The sequence below is a fragment of the Actinoplanes missouriensis 431 genome, from assembly GCF_000284295.1.
GTDB lineage: Bacteria > Actinomycetota > Actinomycetes > Mycobacteriales > Micromonosporaceae > Actinoplanes > Actinoplanes missouriensis.
Map to the genome: position 1 here is coordinate 6943406 of NC_017093.1, position 23315 is coordinate 6966720.

Consider the following 23315-nt stretch of genomic DNA (forward strand, 5'->3'; position numbering starts at 1 on the left):
CGATCCCGAAGATGCCGGGAGGGAAACAAGGAAAGCTGCGCCATCACCCAATAATCCGCGCCCCGCGGCCAATCAACGAACAGTCCCGCCCGAATTTCACATCGCAGAATGTTCGCCAATCAGCTTGATGATCCGCCGATAAAACATCCACGAAACCGCCGACATCCCCGTCGACAGGTCGGCGTAGCGTTTTCTTCTGCCGCCGACAGCGCCCGCCAGGCGGAGCGAGGCCACTATTCAGCGACCCGGGTCAAGCTCACGGCGCTGCGGCCGGCACTCGCTGCAGTCGTCGCTGACGACCCGGTGGGCCGCTCCGCCGTGGGCCGGTGTGGGTTGAAGGTCAACCGGCAGGCTCAGTGCATGTCCGCGTTCGTCACGACGCGGCGCGGGAAACCGGTCCGGGCGGCGCGCAGCATCGCCCGGCCGATCGCGTCGGTGGTGGTGATGTGGCCGGGGGCGAGCCTGCGGAGCATCGGCACGAGCGGGGCGGTCAGGGCGTACGCCGTGTTGTACCAGCCGGTCTTCGAACGGGCGCCGTGCGTGGGCTGGATGAAACCGGGACGGAACGCGTACCCGTTCGGGAAGATGCTCATGATCTCGTTCTCGGAGCGTCCCTTGACGCGGGCCCACATGATCCGGCTGTTCGCGTCGGTGCCGCTGCCGGAGACGTAGATGAAGGTCAACTGCGGATTCAACCCCGCGAGGGTACGGGCGGCGGCCACCGGATAGTCGTAAGAAACCCGGGTGTAGGCGGCCTCGTCCATGCCCAGTGACGACACGCCGAGACAGTAGAAGCAGGCGTCGTACCCGGACAGCTGCCCGGCGATCGGCGACAGATCGGCGAAATCGGCGAGCGTCACCTCGGACAGTTTCGGGTGGCTCACGCCGGTCGGCGTGCGGGTCACCGCCAGCACCCCGGTCACGTCCGGCGCGAGCAGCGACTCCCGCAGGACGCCCTGACCGACCATCCCGGTCGCCCCGAAAACAATCACCCGCATGCCTGCTCCTCCGGCCGGGAAAACGTCGTACCCCCGGCCTAGGGTCTCATCGTGGAAGTCGAACGTTGGTCAACCGCCCAGGTCGAGGCTCTCGCACCCGACCCCGGTTCGCTGCGGAACGCGCGCGGCGTCACCGGCCGGTTCACCACGTCCGGCCGGCTCGGCGACGTGCTGTGGGGGCTCTGCCGGGGCTATGAGGTGGCCGTCGATCTGTCCGGTCCGGCCTACCGATGCTCCTGCCCCAGCCGCAAGATCCCGTGCAAGCACGCGCTGGCACTGCTGCTGCGCTGGGCGGAGTCCGGCATCGCCGAGGGGGAGGCACCGGATTTCGCCCGCACGTGGCAGGCCGCGCGCTCCCGTCCGAAAGGGAACGGCACGCCCGACCCGGTTGCGGCGGCCCGGCGGGCGGCGGAGCGTGCCGAGCGGGTGGCCGGCGGCATGGCCGAGCTGCGCCGCTGGCTCGACGACCAGGTCGAGCAGGGTCTGTCCGGGTTCGCGCGGTCCGGCCGGCAGGCGGCCGAGTCGATGGCGGCCCGGCTGGTCGACGCTCAGGCGCCGGGCGCGGCGGGCATGCTGCGCCGTCTCTCCGGCGCCGCCGGTGCCGGGCCGCACTGGGCCGACCGGGTGCTCGGTGAGCTAGGACTGCTGCGACTGCTCGCCGACGGGCATGCCCGGCTCGGCGAGCTCGATCCGGCACTGGCCGCGACGGTCCGCTCCCGGATCGGTTTCCCCACCGCGACCGAGGAGGTGCTGGCCGGCCCGCGCGTCACCGACCGCTGGCAGGTCCTCGGCCGGGTCGAGGTCGACGACGGCGCGCTCACCACCCGCCGCACCTGGCTGCACGGTGCCGGCACCGACCGGTTCGCGCTGGTCCTGGCGTTCTCGGCGGCCGGTCAGCCACTCCCGGCCGACCTGCTCCCGGGCTCCGAGTTCCGCGGCGACCTCTGCTTCTACCCCGGCTCGGCGCCGCTGCGCGCGCTCGTCGCCGAGCGTCTCTCGGCCGCCGAGCCGTTCGGCTCGCCGCAGGGCGCCGGGTCCATCCGGGCGGCTCTCTCCCGCTGGTCGTCGCTGCTGTCCACAGAGCCATTCCGGTACGACGGACCGATGCTTCTCGCCGGCGTCCGGCCCGGTGACGGTTTCCTGGTCGACGAGGAGGGCTCGGCCCTGCCGCTCGCGCCGGGGCACCGCGAGCCGTGGTGGCTGCTCGCCGCGGCGGGCGGCCGACCCGCCACGGTCGCCGCGGAGTGGTCGCCGGCCGGATTGCGGCCGCTCGCCGCCTGGGCCGACGGTGAGTTCGTGCCGGCCGGGCCGCCGGTCCCCGATCCGAGCCTGCGCCGGGAGCCGGAGTTGCCGGCCGAGCTGCTGGCGGCGGCGCTGGTCGGGACGGCGCGGCGCCCGTGGGCGGGCGGCGCGGTGGCGGCGGGGTCGTCGAGCGTCACGATCGGGCCCCCGGGTTCTTCATCGGGTGCGCCGCCGGGCGCGGGCGCGCCGCCGGGCGCGGGCGCGCCGCCGGGCGCGGGCGCGCCGCCGGGCGCGGGCGCGCCGCCGGGCGCGGGCGCGTCCGCGGGCGCGCCGCCGGGGGTTTCGCCGGCTGACGTGTCGGAGGCGGCAGGCGCTTCGGCCGGTGCGGGAGGCGTGACCGGCGCGGGGGCGCTGCTGGAGGCGGTGGCTGTGGCGCTGGTGTGCCGGCGGGCCGGGGTCGAGCCGGAGCGTGGTCGTGTCCCGGCGCCGGCGGCGCCCGCGGAGGCCGCCTCGCCGTTGCCGGTCGCCGCCTCGGCCCGGCTGGCACGCATTCTCGCCGGTGGCGCCCCCGGTGGCGGCCACCTGCAGCAGGAGTTGCTGGCGCAGTGGCTGGCCGCGGCGGCGGCGCGGGGCGGGTTCGTGCGGCCGGCGCTGCTGCCCGCGCTGCTCGATGCCGGGCGGCGCGACACGACGGTCCGGCCGGCGCTGGCCCGGGTCGCGGGGGCGCGCGGCGCGTGGCTGGCCGGGCAGCGCACCGACTGGCGCTGGCTGCTGGACGAGGTGATCCCGAGCCGTGCCGACCTGGCCGCGCTGGGGATCTGGCCGGGAGATCCCGACGGCGTGCGGGCCGGGTCCGGAGGCGGCGGTCAGCGCGGATCCGGAAACGGGCGGGCCGGGTCTGATCAGGGGATTTGGGAGACCGGGTCCGGCAGCGTGCGACTCGGGCTGCTGGTGGCGCTGCGCCGGGCCGACCCCGACCGGGCGCGGGAGCTGGTCGTGAGCACCTGGGAGCAGGAGTCCTCGGAGGACCGCGCGCGGTTCCTGGGCGCCTTCGGCGCCGGGCTGTCGCTGCGGGACGAGCCACTGCTGGAGCGGGCGCTGGACGATCGGCGCAAGGAGGTCCGGGAGGCGGCGCTCGACCTGCTCCGGGTGCTTCCCGGCGCGGCGCTCGGGCGGCGGATGGCCGGGCGGGCGCATGCGGCGGTCCGGTTCGACGGGCGGCGGCTCTCCGTCGAGCCGCCCGCCGAGCTGGACCAGGGGCTGCGCCGCGACGGGGTGAGCGCGACCCAGGTCCGGGGCGTCGGCGCCGGCGCCTGGCTGCTGGAGGAGGTGGTGGCCGGCACGCCGCTCGCCACCTGGACCGGGCTCGACCCGGACGAGTGGGTGCGGGTGGCCCGCGGGCACGACTGGGCCACTCCCCTGCTGCACGGCTGGGCGAAAGCCGCGATCGTCCAGCACGACTCCGCCTGGGCTGTCGCGCTGCTCGGGGCGGCGGCCGGGGCGCTACGCGAGTCGGTGCGCTGGGACCTGCATCTGGTGCTGCCGCCGGACCATCTGGCCCGGCTCGCCGCCGAGGCGCTGCGCACCGACGACGGCGCCGCCCACCGGCTGCTCACGCTGCATCCGGGACCGTGGCCGGACCGTCTGGCGGTGGTCGTCCTGGAGACGGTGGCGGCGCGAGCGCGTACCGATCGGCACACCTGGCAGCTCGGCGAGCTGTGCCGGACCGCGGCGCTCGCCATGCCCCCGGGGTACGCGGATCTCGCCGGTCGCCTCGCCACCGAGCTGGACCAGTCCCTCGATCCGTCGCGGGTGCGGCCGGTGGCCGACCTGGCCCGCACCCTCAATTTCCGCAACGAGATGCTTCAGGAGCTTCAATGAACCATTTTCAACCTGACATCGGGCCGGAGCAGCCGGGCCGTCCTCCTGCGCCGGCACCTACGGCCCCTCGACACGTTGAAAAAAGTTCAGTGACTGCTCTGCGACCGCACGCCGAGGACCAGTACGCCGACGAACTGGCCCTGCTCGCCGGCACCGACGAGCGGCACCGGCCGCCGGGCTGGAGGCTCTCCCCGCACGCCGTGGTCACCTATCTGCTCGGGGACGGCGCGAAGATCACCCCGAAGTACGTCGGGCCCCGCCGCCTGATCGAGGTGGCCGTCGCGACGCTCGCCACCGACCGGGCGCTGCTGCTGCTCGGCGTGCCGGGTACCGCGAAGACCTGGGTCTCCGAGCATCTGGCGGCGGCGATCTCCGGCGATTCCACGCTGCTGGTGCAGGGCACGGCCGGCACGGCCGAGGAGTCCATCCGGTACGGGTGGAACTACGCCCGCCTGCTCGCCGACGGTCCCACCGACGCGGCGCTGGTGCCGAGCCCGATCATGCGGGCCATGCGGAGCGGCTCGATCGCCCGGCTGGAGGAGCTCACCCGGGTTCCGTCCGACGTGCAGGACGCGCTGATCACCATTCTGTCCGAGAAGACGCTGCCGGTCCCGGAGCTGAACACCGAGGTGCAGGCGGAGCGCGGCTTCAACCTGATCGCCACGGCGAACGACCGGGACCGGGGTGTCAACGAGCTCTCCAGCGCGCTGCGGCGGCGGTTCAACACGGTCGTGCTGCCGATGCCGGCCAGCGCCGACGACGAGGTGGAGATCGTCGCCCGGCGGGTGGCGCAGCTGGGTCGCTCGCTCGAGCTGCCCGAGGTGCCGGAGGCGCTGGAGGAGATCCGCCGGGTGGTCACCATCTTCCGCGAGTTGCGCAGCGGGACGACCGAGGACGGGCGCACCAGGCTGAAATCGCCGACCGGCACGCTCTCCACGGCGGAGGCGATCTCGGTGATCACGAGCGGGATGGCGCTCGCCGCCCACTTCGGCGACGGAACGCTGCACCCGTCCGACGTGGCGTCCGGCATCGTCGGCGCAGTGGTCAAGGACCCGGCCTCGGACGGCGTGGTCTGGCGGGAGTACCTGGAGACCGTGGTCCGCGAGCGCGACGGCTGGCGGGACTTCTACCGGGCCGCCCGCGATGCCTGAACGGCTCTACGGCATCCGCCATCACGGCCCGGGTTCGGCCCGTGCCGTGGTGCGCGAGCTCGACCGGCAGCCGCCGGACGTGTTGCTGATCGAGGGCCCGCCGGAGGCCGACGACCTGGTGCGCTGGGCCGCCGACGACGGTCTGCAGCCCCCGGTGGCCCTCCTCGGATACTCCGTGGACGACCCCGCCCGGGCGGCGTTCTGGCCGTTCGCGGTCTTCTCCCCGGAGTGGCAGGCGATCCGATGGGCGGTGCGGCGCGGCGTTCCGGTGCGTTTCTTCGACCTTCCGTACGCGTACACACCGGACCTCGATCGTGAGAAGCGTGCCCGGCGGCCGGTCGATCCGATCGGTGAGCTGGCGGCCGCCGCCGGTTACGACGATCCGGAACGCTGGTGGGAGGACGTGGTCGAGCATCGCGGCGTGCCGGTCTTCGCAGCGATCGAGGAGGCGATGACCGCGATCCGGGAGACCGCCGAGGACGACCCCTCGGATCTGCTCCGGGAGGCCCACATGCGGTCGGTGCTGCGGGCGGAGCGCCGCCGGCACGACGACATCGCCGTGGTGTGCGGCGCGTGGCACGTGCCGGCGCTGGCCCGCAAGGTCCCGGTCAAGGACGACACCGCGCTGCTCAAGGGCAGGCGTAAGGCGAAGGTGGCGTTCACCTGGGTGCCGTGGACCTACGGGCGGCTGGCCTCCTGGTCGGGGTACGGCGCCGGGGTGCGCTCGCCCGGCTGGTACCACCACCTGTTCGCCCACTCCTCCGACGTGGTGCCGCGCTGGCTCGTCGACGCCGCCGGGGTGCTGCGCGCCGAGGGGGTTCCGACGTCGTCGGCGCATGTCATCGAGGCGACCCGGCTCGCCGAGGCACTCGCCACCCTGCGCGGGCGGCCGCTCGCCGGTCTGGCCGAGGTCACCGAGGCGGCGGAGGCGGTGATGTGCGACGGCGAGCCGTTGCGCACCGAGCTGATCGCCCGCCGCCTGGTCGTCGGCGAGCGGCTCGGCGCGGTGCCGGACGCGATGCCTGCCGTCCCGCTCGCGCGGGACCTGGCCGCCGAGCAGAAATCGGTGCGCCTGCGGCCGGAGCCCACCGAGCGCGCCCTCGACCTGGACCTGCGGCGCGAGATCGACCTGCGGCGCAGCCGGCTGCTGCACCGGCTGCGGACCCTGGACCTGCCGTGGGGTGAGCGCACGCCGAACCGGCGGGGCACCGGCACGTTCCGCGAGGAGTGGCGGATCTGCTGGCAGCCCGAGTTCGCGGTCCGGCTCGTCGAGGGGAGCATGTGGGGCACCACTGTCGCCTCGGCGGCGACCGCACGGGTCACCCGGCGGGCCGATGCCGCCACCACACTGGCCGAGGTCACCGAGCTGGTGGAGATCTGCCTGCTGGCGGATCTCGGTGACGCGTACCCCCGGGTGCTCGCCGCCCTGGACACCCGGGCCGCGCTCGACGCCGACGTGCACCATCTGATGGCGGCGCTGCCGGCGCTGGCCCGCACCTCCCGGTACGGGGATGTCCGCCGTACCGACGTCTCCGGTCTGTCAGCCGTCACCGCGGGACTGCTCGGACGCATCTGCGCCGGGTTGCCGGCGGCCGCGGGCTCGCTCTCCGACGACGCGGCGGAGCAGCTGCGCGACGGCATGGACGGCGTGCACCAGGCGGTCGCGCTGCTCGGCGACGACGCGTTGCGGGAGCTGTGGCTCACCACGATCGCGGCGCTCGCGGCCCGGCCCGGTCTGCACGGCCTGCCGGCCGGACGGCTCACCCGGCTGCTGCTCGACGCCGGGCGGCTGGACGGCGCCGAGGTGCGGCGGCGGCTGCGGCTGCCGCTGACCGCGGGCGGGTCACCGGCGTCCGCGGCGGCCTGGGTGGAGGGCTTCCTGGCCGGCGGCGGGTTGCTGCTGGTGCACGACGAGGCACTGCTGTCGCTGGTGGACGAGTGGCTGGCGGACATCCCGGCGGAGTCGTTCGAGGACGTGCTGCCGTTGCTGCGGCGGACGTTCGGCGGGTTCGACGCCGGGGAGCGGCAGGCGATCGGCGAGCGGGTGGCGCGCGGCACCGGCGGTGGAGGTGGCGGCGGGCCGGCCGCCAAGACCGTCGCGGCGATCGACCGGGAGCGGGCAGCCATGGTGCTGCCGACACTGTCCGCGCTGCTGGGACGACAGTTGGAGGTGCGATGACTGACGAACGGCAGCGGCGGTGGCGGCTTGTGCTCGGCGGGGCGGCCGATGAGTCGCTCGGCGCGGCCGCCGCCGGCAGGGACGGCGCGATGGACGCGGCGATGGCGGCGCTCTACGACACCGCCGAAGCCGGCTCGTCCGGGCAGCAGCGCTCGGGCGGGCTGGGCAGCTCGGCGCCGAAAGTGGCGCGCTGGCTCGGCGACATCCGGGAGTACTTCCCGAGCACCGTCGTCCAGGTCATGCAGGCCGACGCGATCGAGCGGCTCGACCTGACCCGGCTGCTGCTGGAACCGGAGATGCTCGCCGCCGTCGAACCCGACGTGCACCTGGTCGGCACGCTGCTCTCGCTGAACCGGGTGATGCCGGACGCGACGAAGGAGGCGGCGCGACAGGTCGTGCGTACCGTGGTCGAGCAGTTGGAACGCCGGATCGCCCAGCGCACCCGGTCGGCGGTGTCCGGCGCGCTCAACCGGGCGGCCCGGATCGCCCGTCCCCGGCACGCCGACATCGACTGGGACCGGACCATCCGCGCCAATCTCAAGCACTACCAGCCCGATCACGGCACGCTGATCCCGGAGCGCCTGATCGGGTACGGGCGGCGGACCACCGCGGTGCAGCGGGACGTCGTGCTCTGCGTCGACCAGTCCGGCTCGATGGCGTCGTCGGTGGTGTTCGCCGGGGTGTTCGCGGCGGTGCTGGCGTCGATGCGGTCGCTGCGGACGTCGCTTGTCGTCTTCGACACCGCGGTGGTGGACCTGACCGAGCAGCTCAGTGACCCGGTGGAGGTGCTGTTCGGCACCCAGCTGGGCGGCGGGACGGACATCAACCGGGCCCTGGCGTACTCCCAGCAGCTGATCACCCGGCCGCGGGACAGCATCCTCGTGCTGATCAGCGACCTCTACGAGGGTGGCGTGCGGGAGGAGATGCTGCGCCGGGTCGCCGAGATGACGGCGGCGGGTGTTCAGGTCGTGGTGCTGCTCGCGCTCTCCGACGAGGGCGCGCCGTCCTACGACCACGAGAACGCGGCGGCCCTCGCCGCCCTGGGGGTGCCGGCGTTCGCGTGCACTCCCGACGTCTTCCCGGAACTGATGGCGGCCGCGATCGAACAGCGGGACCTGATGGCGTTCGCTGCCGCGAAGTAACTACCGTAGGGGGCATGACTGCTTACTTGAGCAACCCGTCGATCTGGCAGGAGAGCTGGGACCGGCAGCAGGAGGCGTTCCTGCCGGACCGCGAGCACCGATTCGAGGCCATGCTGGACGCCGTCGCCGCGGTCAGCGACGTCTCCGGGACCGGCGGCGCCGCCCCGCGGCTGCTCGACCTGGCCGGCGGGACCGGGTCGATCAGCCTGCGCGCCCTCGCCCGCTTCCCGCTCGCCCGGGTCACCGTGCTCGACCAGGATCCGGTGCTGCTCACCATCGCCGCATCGTCGCTGCGCGACCGGGCCACCATCGTGGACGCCGACCTGAGCGACCCGGAGTGGCGGTCGAAGCTGCCCCACGACGCCGTGCGCGACGGCTTCGACGCGGTGCTGACCGCGACCGCGCTGCACTGGCTGCCGGCCGAGCGGGTGGGCGCACTCTACGCGGAGATCCGCGAGGTGCTGCGGCCGGGCGGGGTCTTCGCGAACGCCGACCACATGCCCGAGGAGGGCCTGCCGGAGCTGTCGGTCAAGCTGCGCGATCACGCGCGGGCGCAGCGCGAGGCACGGTACGCGTCCGGAGCGTCCACCTCGTGGCCCGACTGGTGGGCCCGCGCCGCAGCCGACGAGCAGCTCGCGCCGAAGGCCGTCGAGCGGGAGCGGATCTACCCGGCCCGGGAGCACGGCGAGGAGTGGACGCCGCCCGCGTCGTGGCACGTCGAGGCGCTGCTGGCGGGCGGGTTCCGCGAGGCCGGCGTGATCTGGCGAGGCGGCACCGACGCGGCCGTGGCCGGCCTGCGGTAGCACCTGCCGAAAGTCGGCGCCCCGCCAAAGCCCGAAGCCGGCGTCCCACGAAAACGCGAGAGCCGGCGCCCCACCGAAGCGCGAAAGCCGGCGCCCCACCAAAGCCCGAAGCCGGTGCCCCACGAAAACGCGAAAGCCGGCGCCCCGCCGTCGGGCGCCGGCTCGCGGCGGGTCAGTCGGTCCAGCGGAGGAAGCGGTCGAACAACTCCGAGGCCGGGGACTGGGGCATGTCGCGGGCCGCCTCCTCGATGTAGTCCCACATCAGGACGGCGAGTTCGACGCGGCCGTTCTCGCGGGTCAGCCTGTCGCGGGCCGGCGGGCAGGGCCAGGGAAGGCCGCAGGACTCGCACTTCCAGGACGGCTGGGCGGGCGCATGCTCCGCCTCGCCCCCGGTCATGGACATGACCGGCCGCAAACCAGGTGATCAGGCAAGAGCCCCTCCTCCGGCAGACCCGGGCACGAGGGAGCGTCCAGGTCCGCCGCCATCGCACCCGTGGTTCACACACCTTGCGGGGCGAGCCGGTACGGGGTCAACCACCGTCGCCGCCACTCCCCCTTCAGGGGACCCCTCACCAGGGCCGGACCAGCCCGGGCTGACCACGATCCGACAGCCACCCCTCGGTCCTGGGGGATTCGTCAAACTTCGTACGTTATATGGCTGTATTTGGGAGCATGGGGGTTCGCTTATCAACGGGAGGTGGACGACATGGCCGGCGAGGACGAGAAGGAACCGGTGACCAGCGGTCTGTACGCCTCAGCGGTGGCCGACACCCCGGAACGCCGGAACCGCCGGCGCAAGCAGGCGATCGTGGGGATCGCCGGGGCGACCGCGGTACTGGCCGGCGCGGGTTTCCTGGTGCTCCAGCTGAACAGCTCGGAGCAGCCGAGCCTCCCCGAGCCCGCGGCACTGGCGCCGCTGACCGGCTCGGCCCAGGCCTCCGCTCCCACCGGGAACGAGGCCGGCGACGCCGAACCCGGCCGGACCGGCGAAGCGGAGCCGAGCGAGACCCGTACCCCGGCGAAATCCACCAAGCCGGCGGATGCCGTCGAGATCAGCCCCACGCCCTCCCCGTCGCCGAGCGCGGCGGAGGCGGACGCCTCCGCCGCGTCGGAAGACCGGCTCCGAGCGGCCACCGTGACCGCGGGACCGGTGTCCGAGCGCACCGAACTGCTGGAGAACGGCACGATCCGCATCGTCTCCGCGCCGCGCGACCTGACCGGCGAGCGGGATCTCCAGCTGGCCGCCGACCGGGGGAAGCCGGCGGGCCAGGGGGTCAAGTGCACGACCAAGGTACGGATCGCCGGCGGCGTCCCGGAGAGCGCGCGCCCGACCATGCTGCTGTGCTGGCGCACCTCCGAGGAGCGCAGCGTGGTCACGATGGCGGTCGTCCCGTCCGGTGAGCCGCCGACCCGGTCCAGCGTCAAGATCATCGGCAAGGAGTGGGCCAAGCTCGGCTGAGCGTCAGACCGTGACGGTCCCGCTCGTCGCGCCGAGGATGCCCTCGGTCTCCGGAACGACGACGCGGTACTTCTGCTTGACGGTCAGACCGGTGACCTGCGTCTTGGCGGCCTGGGCGACGAAGCTGCTCACGTCGGTCCAGACAGCGCCGACGAGCTGCTGCACCTGCACGTTCTGGCCGGCGAACCCGGTGATCGTCACGGTCATCGAGCCCTTCAGGCCGCGGACGGCGCTCACCGTGGCCTTGACCCGGTAACTCACCGTGGCCGAGGTGGCGGCCGTGTTCGTCGCCGACTCGGCCACCTTGAGCTGCAACTGGAACGCGGCGGTCGCCTTCTGGCTCACCGCGACCGTGCCGGAGGCCGTCGTCACGGTGTCGGTGCAGGCGAATCCGGCGCCGCCCTCGGCGACGCAGACCTGGACCGCCTTCTTCGCGAAGGCCTTGCCGCCGGCCTTCACCGTGAACGTGGTGACGGTGCTCGACCCGTAGCTGACGTCCTTGGAACTGACGTTCGCCGTGATCACCGGAGTGAGGACGACCGGCGCCGGAGTGGTCTTGGTCGGCGTCGGCGCCGGGGCCTTGGTGGTGGGAGCAGTGGTCGGCGCGGTGGTCGGGGCCTGTGTGGTCGGCGCGGTCGTCGGCGCGGTGGTGGTGGACGATCCGGCGGCGGCCAGCGCTGCCGCGGCGTCGATCCGGCCGTACCCGTAGTCGTTGTCGAACCCGGCGGCGCCGAGGTCCACCGCGGACTTCTCCAGCAGCGACTCGATCTGGTCCGGGGTCAGCGACGACCGGTAGCTCTTCAGCAGCGCGGCCGCCGCGGCGACGTGCGGTGACGCCATCGAGGTGCCGCCGAGGTTCGCGTACATGCCGAGCGCGGTCGGGTAGGTGCTGATGATGCCGCTGCCGGGGGCGGCGACGTCCACATAACTACCGGCGTTCGAGTACGACGCGTACCGGTCCCCCGCGTCGGTGGCCGCCACCCCGATCACGCCCTCGTCGGCGGCCGGGTAGGAGGTCGGGCTCCCGGAGGTACGGCTGTTGCCGGCCGCCGCGACGACGGTGACGCCCTTGCTCCGCGCGTACGCGACGGCGTTGCTCACCGCGGTGACCTTGGCGGTCGAGCCGAGCGACATGTTGATCACCTGGGCGCCGTGATCGGCGGCCCAGACGATGCCCTCGGCGGTGTCCGACATGTACCCGCTGCCGCTGGCGTCGAGCACCTTGACCGGCAAAATCTTGACGTCCGGCGCGACCGCCGAGACGCCCACGCCGTTGCCGGTGACCGCCGCGATCGTGCCCGCCACGTGCGTGCCGTGCCCGTTGCCGTCGGTGCTGACTCCCGCCTTGTCGGCGATCGCGTCGTAGCCGCTCAGCGTGTTGGCGGCCAGGTCCGGGTGGGCGGCGTCGACCCCGGAGTCGATCACGGCGACGGTGACGCCGGAACCGGTCGACCGCTGCCAGGCGTTCGCCACGTTCATCTTGGTGAAGTCCCACTGCTGCGACCGGTACGTGTCGCTGCCGCTGGGGATGCCGAGCGCGTGCACCGGCGCGTCCACCTCGACGCCGACCGCGTTCTCCGCCTCCTGCGCCTTCTTCACCAGCTTCACGGCGGCCTTCTTGCTGGTCGCCTCCGTGACGGTGACGACCGGGCGGCCGTCGGAGTCGATCGTCGTGCTGACGACCCGGGCGGGCCGCGTCGGGCTCACGGTGGCCGGCACGATCTGCTCCGGCGCCTCGGTGAGGCCGTAGGTGACCGGCACGAAGTCGCTCGTTCCGGCCGGCAGGGCGACCACGCCCACGGCCGCGAGCGCACCTGCGGCGACGGCTCCGGCGGCGTACCGGCGCAGCTCAACCTTCATACAGTCCTACCTCCCGTGATGGCGACGAGTTCCACCATCGGCGATCAGGAGTTCGAAGGAGTGATCATGAAGGTGCGAGCTGGTTGCGGGCGGCCACGGTGGACCGGAAACTGTCCGGCCCGGCTTGCTGGATTCAGCCCGGTTTGTCCGGTGATTTGAAAGCCTGGAAGTTCGAGATTCGCCCGTCGACGGCGAACTGTACAGCCGAGCTACGAGGGACTTCGAGATGAGCACAGATCACGACCGGCAACCGGACGGACCCCCGACGACCCTGGCCCGATCCCGCTGGAGCCGCCACCGGCTCGCCGTCGGCACCGCGGGGGTAGCGGCGATTCTCGGTGCCGGTGCGTACCTGGTGACCGACCGGATCGTCAATGACGCGGACCGGACCGCCGCGCGGGAGGTACCCGTCACCGTTCTCCCCGGCGGGCCTGCCGAGACACCCGGCACACCGTCGGCCGATCCGGCCACGGCGAGCCCGGAACCGACCGTCAGCGCCACCGAGACCTCCGCGGCGCCGATCCCGTCGGCGGTTGCCGAGGAGATCAAAGAGGCCCGGCGAAAGATGGCTGAGGACGGCGTCGCGGTCCAGCGTCCGATCGTTCCCAAGGTGGTGAAACCCGCCGAGGACGTCAAAGTCACCGAGAAGGGCTCCCTCAAGAAGGGCGGGATCCTCCGAGTGGTGACGGCCCGCGGGGATCTGACCGACCAGCGAGAGCTGCGCTACGTCGCGGGCGGGGTGACCGAGCATCGGGACATCCCGTGCTCACAGACCTTCCGGTTCAGCACCAACCCCACCCCGAAGAAGCGGGACAACCTGCTGATGTGCTGGCGGACCACCGCGGAGAAGAGCGTGCTCGCCATCGTCGTCGACCCCGGCGGCCATCCCTCCCCCGACAAGGCGGTCGACGCCCTGCAGAAGGCATGGCGCCAGATGAGGTGACCGCCGCGGGCCTGCCGTGCGACGGAACACATACGCAAGCGAAGGCATGTAACAAGGCGGCGGCCCGAAGTATGAACTTCGGGCCGCCGCCGTTTGTCGCGGCTACCGGAATCAGAACGGAGCAACGGTGAAGGTGGAGCCGCTGGACACGACCGAGTAGTTGTTCTCGTCGGCGTCCAGAGCGTTGGCGCTGTTGACGACGGTGACCGTGTAGACACCCGGCGGCACCTCGGTCGTAGCACCGATCGTCGGGACGTTGCTGGCACTGACCGCAGTGATCGATTCGTCCAGCTGGAGGGTGCAGATGATCTCCTCGTCGCTGATCGGAAGAACGCTGTTGCAGTAGCTCACCGGAGCGACCGGGTCGCTCGTGGTGTCGGGCAGCGCCTTCGCGTTGCCGGAGACGGCGTCGCCGTCCCAGTCGATCTCGTTCCACGCGTTGGTGGTCAGGAGAACGTAGGCCTTGTCATCGGTCAGTGCACTGGACCCGACATCCTCGAAGTCCAGCGCGGAGAAACCGGCGCCCAGAATGTCGATCATCTGCTCGACATCAGTGGGCGACGAGTTGGGCGTGACGTTGATGCCGTAGTTGAAGGTGTACGGCTTGGTGCTTGTCGTCTGGGTACCGGCGGCCGTGGTCACGCTCAGGTTCACCGCACCCGGCGCGTTCGCGTTGGTGGTGCCGGTGATCGACGTGGAGGTGTGGTCCGTGATGGTGATCTCGGAGGTGCCCAGCTTGGCGCTGAGGGGAGCGCCCTCGGCCGTGGGAATGCCGACCAGTCCGGTGATCGTGATGGAGGAGCCGCCCCGGGCCGGACCGGAGCCGGTGCCGGATGCCGCGGCGCCATTGACCGAGAACTGAGCGCCCGAGACCGTCAGCGCGGGTGCGACCGTGTAGACGGCCGGCGCCGCGATCAGGTTGGCGTCGGTGGCGTTGCTCGCATAGGCACAGAGGTTCCACGGCGTGGTGGCCTCGCCGTTCATGATCGTCACGTTCGCCGGAACCGAGACGACGAGTTTGCTGTTGGTGACCTTCTGAGGCACGATCGCCCACGGCTCGAACCGGGTCGTACCGCCGAGAGCAGCGTTCGCGGGGCGCTTGCCGGGGCAGCCGTTCCGGGTGGCGAGGATGTTCGGGGTCCCGGTGAAGACAGCCTTGTCGGTGGGCACGCTCATCGTGATCGACGTGGCCACTCCGGAGCTGCCGCTGCTTCCCACCAGCGTCGGCGCGGGCAGGTTCGCCTTGTCGTAGGCCGCGAAGAGCTGGTTGCCACGGGCCGCGAGAAGGCTGGTGTTGGCCGTGCTGCCCGCGTAGACGCACACGGCGTACTGGGTTCCGGCCGTCAACGCCGGCACCGTGATGGTCAGCACCGTGGTGGCGGTCGATCCCGTGGTCTTGGCCGTGGTGGCCGTGACGATGCCGTTGGCCACCGTCTGGTACTTGTCAGCACACGTGGTGGCCGGCACGAATTCCGTGTTGTACGCCGCAGCCGTGAAGATGCCGGTGGGCGCAGTGAGCGTGATCTTGTCGGTGGCCACACCCGAGGACGAGCTCAGCGGCCCCATGTTCACCGCGGTGACGGTGCCGGCGAACGTGTCGGTCGTGTACAAGAGGCCGCTTGTGGCATTCGCGTAGATGCAGACCTTGTAACTGCCTGCGGGCAGAGCCGGCGTGGTGACCGTCGCCGCAGCGCCACCACTGCCGGAGACCATGGTGATCAGGCCACCCTCCACGGTGCCCGCCAGCACGGTGTCGTACTGAGCCGGGCAGCTTCCCGCCGCGGGGGCGAAACGGATGCCCTGCGTGCTCGCCAGACCCGTACCGCCGGCGATGGTCAGCGTGGCGCCTCCGGAGATCGGCAACTGCGTCTGGCTGACCGTGAGGGCGGCGGCGTACGCCGGCGACGCGGTCAGCACTGCGGCGGCGGTCACCGCAGTAGCGGCCACGGCAGTGAGCGGCCGTGAGCCGAATCGTGCTAGGGACTTGCGCATGCGAGGTCCTCCTACGGTCGCGATGGACCGCGTCTAGGGATGGGTAGGGCCCGTGCGGCCTGCGCGGCACAGGGCCATCTCGCAAGGCAGCCTAACGCCGGAAATAAGGGATAATCGCTAAAGTGAGGAATATGAGTAGAGCAAGGGTTAAGCCCCTTTTGCCCTCACCGCAGCGCCTCCCCGGCCCGAAGACCAACGGCACTCGTTGACATCCGGCATCTCCGCGCGCTAAGTTGCTCTCAGTTCGAGTAATACTCAGGTTGAGAAATACTTTGCGGAGGCGACGATGGAGGATCAGGAGAGCTTCCTGGCCGGCTACGACCCGCGGAAATACCCGTCGGTCGCGGTCACCGTGGACGTTGTCGCCCTGACGATCCGCACGGGCACGCTCTGCGTGCTGCTCGTCGAGCGCGGCGCTCAGCCGTTCGCCGGGCAGCGGGCGCTCCCCGGCGGTTTCGTCAAGTCCGAGACGCTCGACGACGCGGCGCTGCGGGAGTTCGCCGAGGAGACCGGGCTGACGCCGGGGCGGGGCGAGCTCGACCGGGTGCACCTGGAGCAGCTCAAGACATACGGGAACCCCGGCCGCGACCCCCGGATGCGGGTCGTGTCCGTCGCCTACCTGGCGTTCGCGCCGAGCCTGCCCGAGCCTACGGCGGGCAGCGACGCCGCGCGGGCATACTGGGTGCCGGTCGACGAGGCGAAGGATCTGGCGTTCGACCACGACGACGTGCTCGCCGACGGCCTGGAGCGGGCCCGGTCGAAACTGGAGTACACGCCGCTCGCCACCGCGTTCGTCGCCGAGGAGTTCACCGTCGGCGAGCTGCGCCAGGTCTACGGCTGTGTCTGGGGCGAGGAGCTGCACGCCGGCAACTTCCACCGCAAGGTGCTGTCGGTGCCGGGGTTCGTGGAGAGCACCGGCCGGACCACCTCGCGGGGCGGCGAGCGCGGCGGGCCGAAAGCGAAGCTCTACCGGGCCGGTGACGCGACGCTGCTGCACCCGGCGCTGCTCCGGCCGACCCGCGAGGACCGGGTCCGATGAGCACCCTGGTGGGAGCGGAGAGACGGCGCCGGCAGGCGGAGCACATGGGTCAGCCCAGCTTCGACGACGCGGTCGCCCGGATCATGGCCGCCACGAGCATCGGCGAGCTGGCGCGCGGCGGTCACTCGTACCGTCAATTGGCCAAGATCGTGCACCCGGACGCCGCCGGCGCGCAGCGGCGCGCAACCGCGACGGAGGCCTTCGCCCGGCTCTCGGCGCTCCGGGCACGCGGAGCCGGCAACGGCGGCGCGACGCTCAGGACGAAAACCGCGACATATCGGGTCGGTCCGGTCTTCGCGAGCGGCGACATCGCGGAGATCTACGCGGACGGCGCGCTCCTGCTGAAGATTCCGCGCGACCCGGCGGACAACGATCTGATGGAGGCCGAGGCCGCGGCTCTCCACGATCTTCAGACCCGGGGCGACAAGCGGTTCCGCGCCTACGCACCGGTCCTCACCGACAGTTTCGTCCACGAGGACCAGGCAAAACGCCGCAGGCGGATCAACGTGGTGGAACGGCAGCGCGGCATGCTCCGGCTCGACCAGGCGGGACGGATCACGATCCCGGACGCGATCTGGATCTGGCGGCGGCTGCTGATCGCGATCGGCTGGGCGCATCGGGCCGGGGTGGTGCACGGCGCCGTGCTGGAGAGTCACGTCCTGATCCATCCGGAGCGACGCGGCCTGGTCCTTCTCGACTGGTGCTATGCCGGGCATCGACCGAGAGCGATAGTGAAGGCAAGCGAGGCGGCCTACCCGCCGGAGGTGCTTCACGACAGGACCGCGAGCCCGGCCACCGACATCTACATGGCGACCGGCTTGATGACACGGATCATCGGCCCGGCCAGGATGCCCGAACCGCTGCGGCGGTTCGCCGCAGGCTGCTGCTACGACGCGCCGCGGATGCGGCCCCAGGACGCCTGGGCGCTGCTGGGCGAATTCGACGAGCTGATCCCCGAGCGGTACCGGAACTGAAGGAGTTTGTGATGGGAAGCGGACACTGGTCCACCGACGTTTACACCGCAGCCTCGACCTACCGCGCCGCGACCGGCAAGAGCGCCTTCGACTACAGCGACAGCGGCGCCCGCCGGGTCCACCCGGATCTGGACCCGGACGGCGTCTTCATGCGGGAGTCGCGGGACTCGGAGGAGCACCCGTTCAGCACGCCGATCGCCGTCCTCTTCGACGTGACCGGCTCGATGGGCAACGTGCCACGGGTGCTGCAGACCAAGCTTCCGCAGCTGCTCGGGCTGCTGACCAGGAAAAGTTACGCGATCGACCCGCAAATCATGTTCGGGGCGATCGGCGACGCGACGTGTGACCGGGCGCCGCTGCAGGTCGGACAGTTCGAGTCGGACAACCGGATGGACGAGGACCTCTCCAAGATCTACCTGGAGGGTGGCGGCGGCGGGCAGAAGCACGAGTCCTACGAGCTCGCGCTCTACTTCATGGCCCGGCACACGATCATCGACTCGATGGTCAATCGCGGACGCCGGGGATACCTCTTCATCATCGGCGACGAGATGCCCTACCCGCGGGTCAAGCCGCGTGAGGTGCAGGCCGTGATCGGCGACCGGATCAAGCAGCCGATTGGAATCGAGGAGATCATCGCCGAGCTGCGCCGCCGCTACGAGGTCTACTACATCCTGCCGACCGCGGCCGGCTGGGGTGGCGACTCCGAGGTGCTGACCCGCTGGCGCGAGCTGCTCGGGCAGAACGTGCTGGAGCTCGACGACCTGGACGCGGTCTGCGAGACGATCGCCCTGACCGTGGGTCTCGGCGAGGACGCGATCGACCTGGACGAGGGCATCGCCGACCTCGAGGACGTCGGCTCGGGTGCCGGTGACTCGGTGGGCCGCGCGCTGGCGCCGCTGCAACGCACCGCGGTGGTCCGCAGCGAGCCGTTCGAGATCACCGCCGGTCAGGGCGGGAACCAGCGGCTGTGACCGAGCACATCGCCGTCGTCGATCTCGGTTACGGCGATGCGGGCAAGGGCACCGTCGTCGATGCGCTCTGCGCCGCGTCGCCGCGCCGGGCGGTGCTCCGCTTCAACGGCGGGGCGCAGGCCGCGCACAACGTGATCACCGAGAACGGCCGGCACCACACGTTCGCCCAGTTCGGGTCGGGCACCCTGCGCGGCGTCCCGACCCACCTGACCCGCTTCATGATCGTCGACCCGCTCGCGCTGGCCGGTGAGGCGAAGGCGCTCGGCAACCCGTTCCACCTGCTCACGGTGGATGGCGACGCGCTGCTCGCCACTCCGTGGCATCGCGCCGCGAACCGGCGGCGGGAGGTTGCGCGCGGCGACGCACGGCACGGTTCGTGCGGCATGGGCGTGGGCGAGACGATGGGGTACGCGTTGGCGCACACCGATGCCCCACGGGTCGCCGACGTGCTCTCCCCGGCACGCCTGCGTCGCCGGCTCGCCGCCGTTCAGGACGCGCTCCCCTGCCCGGACATCGCGCTGGACGACGTGATCGACGCCTTCACCGCGTTCGGCGAAGCCGTCCGGATCGTCGGCGGCGACCACACCGCCCGCCTGCTCGACGAGGGCCCGTGCGTCTTCGAGGGGGCCCAGGGCGTCCTTCTCGACGAGTGGCGCGGCTGGCATCCGTACACGACGTGGTCGACGACGACGTTCGACAACGTGGCCGAGCTGTGCGGCTCGTTCCGGCGGCTCGGCGTGGTGCGCGCCTACACCACCCGGCACGGCGCCGGCCCGTTCGTCACCGAGACGCCCGGGCTCGACCTGCCGGAGGCGCACAACGGCGCGGACGCCTGGCAGGGGGCGTTCCGGACCGGCCATTTCGACGCGGTGGCGCACCGGTACGCGGTGGAGGTGGCCGGCGGGGCCGACGCGCTCGCGATCACCCACCTGGACGCGCCGGAGCGCTGCCCGGAGCTCGGCATCTGCACGGCGTACCGGGAGGGCGGCACGATCTGGGACCGGATCGAGCCCGGCCCGCACCGGGACCTGGCCTACCAGGAACGGCTCACCGAGCGCCTCGGCCGCGCCACGCCGGCCGCCACGCACCGGCCGGATAATTGGGTGCGGGAGATATCCGAATTGCTCGGCGCGCCTATTGCCATCGCCTCGCACGGACCCCGTTCCAGCGACAAAAGAATGAGCGTCGCGGTGTGACAGAATCCGTTACCGTGGAGGCGCGGGAGGGAAACATGCGCTGCTCAGAGGCGTAGGCAAGGCTAACCTAAATTGTTTGAGGCATGCCTTACCTAATGTAATGGATCTTTCTGGAAACATCATTGGATAAGTGGAATAGAATCCGTGATCGGGGTTATGGTTCGGTGAGGCCATTGACGATCAGGGGAGTCGAAACCATGACCCAGATGATGAACATGCCGCGCGTGCAGACCTGCACGGTCGCCGAATGCGGCTACAACCATGACGGCTGTACCGCCTTCGCGATCACCATCGGCAGCATGCAGACCGCCGAGTGCGACACCTTCATCGGCTCCGGCGAGAAGGGCGGCATGGGCGTCGCCACCGCCCAGGTCGGCGCCTGCAAGCGTGCCGACTGCACCTACAACGAGAACCTCGAGTGCCGCGCACCGGCGATCACCGTCGGCGCCTCCGCCGACAAGGCCGACTGCCTCACCTACTCGCGCGCCTGAGCTTCCGCCCGGCCCGCCAGGCCCGCCCCCGTCCCGGGAGGCGGGCCTGTTTCGCCGGGCCGGCGCCGTTCCCGTGCCGGCGCCGGCCCTACGGTCAGCGCTGCCAGATGCGCCGGCCCTACGGTCAGCACTGCCAGATGCGCGGGGCCTGCGGCTCGGCCGGGATGACCCCGCCGGCCTCCCTCAGCTTCTGCTCCTCGACCGGGTCGCGCCGGGTCACCGCGGTGCCCACCACGAGGCCGGTGTCCGCGACGTCCTGGGCCAGCGACTCCTGATCATCGCCGGTCGCCGGCAGCTCGGCGTCCTCGCCTGCGCGCACCAGCCGCCCGGTGGACGTGACCATCCAGCCGGAGGCGTTCACCGCGATACCGGGGTCACTGTCGCCCTCGATCTCGGTGAGCTTCCCGGTCCGCAGGTTCCACAGCGCCGCCGAGCCGGACGGCCAGATCCCCCCGGTCACCCAGTCGCCGCTGATCGCGTAACCCTGTCCCGTGCGTCCGGACGGGACGGTCAGCCTGGTGCCCTTGCCGTTGGGGTTCCAGACCCATGCGGTGTCGGCCCCGCCGTCCTTGTAGATCCCGCCGACCAGCGTGCCGTCGTCGCGGATCTCCTGCACGTGGCCGCCCTCCGGCAGCGGCAGCCGCACCGAGGTGGCCGATCCGGCCCGCCACAGCAGCGCGATCGCACCCTTGCCGCCGGTGTTCCCCCGCGGCTCCGCGTTGATCACCACGTCGCCGGCCGCGTTGATCGCCGGTTCCGGGTACGGATGCCACTGCCCCGCCGGCAGCTTCAGCTCGGTGTACCGACCGTTCTCGTACCGGAACACGGTGTCCCGGTTCTTCCTGGTGAGGAGTCCGACGACCACGCCGGACGGGTTCACCGCGGTCGCCTGCACCGAGTCGGCGATCACCGGCAGGGCCTTCGGCACGCCGTCGGACCAGAGCACCGGCCGGAAGTCCTGGCCCTCGGTGCCGTTGCCCACGATGTAGCGGCCGGTCGGGTCGACCGCGTCCGCGGTGATGTTCGTCAGCCCCTTCGGCGCCGCGAGCTCGCCGACCCGGCACGCCGCCGGTGACGCCGGTGCGGGCACGCTGCTGGGCCGCTGCAGCGCCGGCGCCGGCGGCGTCTTCGCCGCGGTCGGCCGCAGCAGGACCGAGGGGACCCCCACCAGCACGCCGACGGCCAGAGCCGCGCCCACCGCCGTCCGGGCGGCGGTGCGGCGCAAGGCCCGCTGACGGGCGATCGGCAGGACCGTCTCGATCCGGACCCGGCTGGGCGGCACGGCGATCGACTCCAGGCCGTCGCGCAGTCGCTGCTCGTCGCTCACGCCGGGTACCTCGCTCCCTCGATGGTCTCCCCGAGAATCGCGCGCAGCGCGGTCAGCCCGCGGGAACATTGACTCTTCACATTGCCGGTGGAGCAGCCGAGGGCCTCCGCGGTCGCCTCCACCGTCAGGTCGCCGAAATACCGCAGGACGATCACGGCCCGCTGGCCCTTCGGCAGGTTCCGGAGCGCGGCCATCAGCGAGTCGCGCTCCTCGAAGCCCGCGCCGGCCACGGCCGGCGCCTCCGGGACCTGACCGCCGAGGAGCACGCGTGACCACGGCCGGCGGCGCTCGTCGAGGAAACGGCGGATCAGGATGCGATGGACGTACCCGTCGAGGTTGTCCGCGCGGACGGCCCGCCGCCAGCCCAGATAGAGCGAGGTGAGGGTGGCCTGGACGATGTCGTCCGCCTGGAACTCGTTCGCACAGAGGAGGTACGCCGTGCGATGCAGGCGGGGCAACTGCCCGCTCACATACTCGACGTATTCCCTTTCCCAATCGGCGCGCATCCCGCTCCCCGCCTCGGCGTCGTCTCCTGTCGCTCTACTGTCGCGCCGGGACCACCGCGGGGTTGCACCACTGTCAGAGATACATGCCGATCCGGGTGGACTGCTGGGGCACCGTGACCGGGCGGGCGCCGGTCTTCAGGGCGTAGAGCTCGGCGAGTGTGGCGCCGTCCGGGGAGATCCCGGTGGACGAGCCCAGCCAGGCGACGGCCTCCGGGTACGGCAACCGGCCCACCTCGATGCTGGCGAGGCACCGCCCCGGCCGGATCACCGCGGGGTGCAGGGTCGCCAGGTCCTCGTTCGTGGTGATCCCGATCAGCGCGTTGCGGCCCTGGCCGAGCATCCCGTCGGTGAGGTTGAGCAGCCGTGACAACGCCTGCCCGGCGCTCGCCTTGGCCTCGCCGCGGATCAGCTCGTCGCAGTCCTCGAGCATCAGCAGCCGCCATTTCGGCTCGTCGTCCTCGCCGCTGCCCAGGGCCACGCTCATCAGGTACGCCGGGTCGGCGAAGAGCCGTTCCGGGTCCAGCACACAGTCCACCTGGCACCAGGACCGCCACTGCTGGGCGAGCGCCCGCAACGCGGTGGTCTTGCCGGTGCCCGGCTCGCCGTGCAGCAGCAGGATCCGGCCGGTGATCGACGAGTGGTCGAGGTCCATCAGCCGTTCCAGGGTCTGCGCGACCGGGCCGGCGTAGTTGCGGCGGATCTGCGTCCACGGCTCGGCGTCGATCTGGCGCTCGCTGCGTCGCGGGCCGTGCGGCCCGAAGTGCCAGAATCCGATCGGGACGGTCCCCGCGTCCGGCGGCGGCTCCTCGACCGCGTTCGCCACGGCCTCGCCGAGCAGTTTCTCGGCGAGCTCGGCGCTCGTCGCGGTGATGGTGACCCGGGCGCGGCGGCTCTGCTTCCAGCGCATCACGTGCAGCGTCCAGCCCTCGCCGACGCTGATCCGGTTGTGGCCGTCCTCCTCGACCGCGTCCCGGAGGACCGTCGCTTCGGGGAGGGCCAAAGCCGCCTCGGGGCGGACGTTGTCCAGGTGAGTGGTCCGGCCGTAGGGCTCACGGCCGGACACGAAGCGATCCAGGGCGATCAGGTCGACGATGTCCACCAGCCGGTCGCCGTCGTCGACCTGCCCGCTCACCGGAAGCTGATGGGGGGAGTCCATCAACC

Annotated in this window: 19 protein-coding genes; 12 read left to right on the top strand and 7 right to left on the bottom strand. The window is 71.9% G+C overall.

Annotation, left to right across the window (positions count from 1 at the left end):
• Positions 1–353: 353 nt before the first annotated feature.
• Positions 354–998 (bottom strand): Rossmann-fold NAD(P)-binding domain-containing protein, encoded by a 645-nt coding sequence (locus AMIS_RS31810; protein ID WP_014446564.1) that lies wholly within the window; start codon positions 996–998, stop codon positions 354–356.
• A 51-nt stretch (positions 999–1049) separates the two neighbouring features.
• On the opposite strand from AMIS_RS31810, the gene AMIS_RS31815 reads away from it, so the two are divergent.
• From AMIS_RS31815 to AMIS_RS31835, 5 genes are all read left to right on the top strand, one after another.
• Entirely contained in the window at positions 1050–4121 is a 3072-nt protein-coding gene (locus AMIS_RS31815; protein ID WP_014446565.1) for an SWIM zinc finger family protein, read from the top strand.
• Between the two features lie 89 nt (positions 4122–4210).
• Positions 4211–5272: an ATP-binding protein gene (locus AMIS_RS31820; protein WP_014446566.1), complete on the top strand. Its 1062-nt coding sequence runs from the start codon at positions 4211–4213 to the stop codon at positions 5270–5272.
• Entirely contained in the window at positions 5265–7451 is a 2187-nt protein-coding gene (locus AMIS_RS31825) for a DUF5682 family protein (protein WP_014446567.1), read from the top strand. Before AMIS_RS31820 ends, AMIS_RS31825 begins: the two co-directional genes overlap by 8 nt.
• A complete protein-coding gene (locus tag AMIS_RS31830; RefSeq protein WP_014446568.1) occupies positions 7448–8593 on the top strand; it encodes a VWA domain-containing protein in 1146 nt (381 codons plus the stop codon). Before AMIS_RS31825 ends, AMIS_RS31830 begins: the two co-directional genes overlap by 4 nt.
• 14 nt (positions 8594–8607) lie before the next feature.
• Positions 8608–9396: a class I SAM-dependent methyltransferase gene (locus AMIS_RS31835; protein WP_014446569.1), complete on the top strand. Its 789-nt coding sequence runs from the start codon at positions 8608–8610 to the stop codon at positions 9394–9396.
• Between the two features lie 172 nt (positions 9397–9568).
• Here the strand turns inward: AMIS_RS31835 and AMIS_RS31840 are convergent, their stop codons facing one another.
• Positions 9569–9799 carry a hypothetical protein gene (locus AMIS_RS31840; protein ID WP_014446570.1) on the bottom strand — a complete coding sequence of 77 codons (231 nt, stop codon included), beginning with the start codon at positions 9797–9799 and terminating at the stop codon, positions 9569–9571.
• Between the two features lie 294 nt (positions 9800–10093).
• Between AMIS_RS31840 and AMIS_RS31845 the strand changes: the two genes are divergently transcribed.
• Complete coding sequence (locus AMIS_RS31845; protein WP_041830187.1) at positions 10094–10855, top strand: hypothetical protein; 762 nt, start codon at positions 10094–10096, stop codon at positions 10853–10855.
• Between the two features lie 3 nt (positions 10856–10858).
• Here the strand turns inward: AMIS_RS31845 and AMIS_RS31850 are convergent, their stop codons facing one another.
• Entirely contained in the window at positions 10859–12715 is a 1857-nt protein-coding gene (locus AMIS_RS31850) for a S8 family peptidase (RefSeq protein WP_014446572.1), read from the bottom strand.
• A 226-nt stretch (positions 12716–12941) separates the two neighbouring features.
• On the opposite strand from AMIS_RS31850, the gene AMIS_RS31855 reads away from it, so the two are divergent.
• Positions 12942–13658 carry a hypothetical protein gene (locus AMIS_RS31855; protein ID WP_014446573.1) on the top strand — a complete coding sequence of 239 codons (717 nt, stop codon included), beginning with the start codon at positions 12942–12944 and terminating at the stop codon, positions 13656–13658.
• A gap of 111 nt (positions 13659–13769) precedes the next feature.
• Here the strand turns inward: AMIS_RS31855 and AMIS_RS31860 are convergent, their stop codons facing one another.
• The gene (locus AMIS_RS31860) at positions 13770–15650 is read right to left on the bottom strand and encodes a hypothetical protein (protein WP_014446574.1); all 1881 of its coding nucleotides are present in this window, start codon (positions 15648–15650) and stop codon (positions 13770–13772) included.
• Between the two features lie 286 nt (positions 15651–15936).
• Between AMIS_RS31860 and AMIS_RS31865 the strand changes: the two genes are divergently transcribed.
• The 5 genes from AMIS_RS31865 to AMIS_RS31885 all read left to right on the top strand — a co-directional run bounded on the left by AMIS_RS31865 (position 15937) and on the right by AMIS_RS31885 (position 20321).
• Positions 15937–16689 (top strand): NUDIX hydrolase, encoded by a 753-nt coding sequence (locus tag AMIS_RS31865; RefSeq protein WP_014446575.1) that lies wholly within the window; start codon positions 15937–15939, stop codon positions 16687–16689.
• The gene (locus tag AMIS_RS31870; protein ID WP_014446576.1) at positions 16686–17663 is read left to right on the top strand and encodes a protein kinase family protein; all 978 of its coding nucleotides are present in this window, start codon (positions 16686–16688) and stop codon (positions 17661–17663) included. Before AMIS_RS31865 ends, AMIS_RS31870 begins: the two co-directional genes overlap by 4 nt.
• A gap of 11 nt (positions 17664–17674) precedes the next feature.
• A complete protein-coding gene (locus tag AMIS_RS31875) occupies positions 17675–18634 on the top strand; it encodes a hypothetical protein (protein WP_014446577.1) in 960 nt (319 codons plus the stop codon).
• Entirely contained in the window at positions 18631–19830 is a 1200-nt protein-coding gene (locus AMIS_RS31880) for an adenylosuccinate synthetase (protein ID WP_014446578.1), read from the top strand. The genes AMIS_RS31875 and AMIS_RS31880 overlap by 4 nt, the downstream gene beginning before the upstream one ends.
• A gap of 197 nt (positions 19831–20027) precedes the next feature.
• Positions 20028–20321: a DUF1540 domain-containing protein gene (locus tag AMIS_RS31885; RefSeq protein WP_014446579.1), complete on the top strand. Its 294-nt coding sequence runs from the start codon at positions 20028–20030 to the stop codon at positions 20319–20321.
• A gap of 124 nt (positions 20322–20445) precedes the next feature.
• On the opposite strand, the gene AMIS_RS31890 is transcribed toward AMIS_RS31885, so the two are convergent.
• The 3 genes from AMIS_RS31890 to AMIS_RS31900 all read right to left on the bottom strand — a co-directional run bounded on the left by AMIS_RS31890 (position 20446) and on the right by AMIS_RS31900 (position 23310).
• A complete protein-coding gene (locus AMIS_RS31890) occupies positions 20446–21648 on the bottom strand; it encodes a hypothetical protein (protein WP_014446580.1) in 1203 nt (400 codons plus the stop codon).
• Positions 21645–22154: a SigE family RNA polymerase sigma factor gene (locus AMIS_RS31895; protein ID WP_014446581.1), complete on the bottom strand. Its 510-nt coding sequence runs from the start codon at positions 22152–22154 to the stop codon at positions 21645–21647. The genes AMIS_RS31890 and AMIS_RS31895 overlap by 4 nt, the downstream gene beginning before the upstream one ends.
• 73 nt (positions 22155–22227) lie before the next feature.
• Positions 22228–23310 (bottom strand): DUF5925 domain-containing protein, encoded by a 1083-nt coding sequence (locus AMIS_RS31900; RefSeq protein WP_014446582.1) that lies wholly within the window; start codon positions 23308–23310, stop codon positions 22228–22230.
• Positions 23311–23315 lie beyond the last annotated feature (5 nt).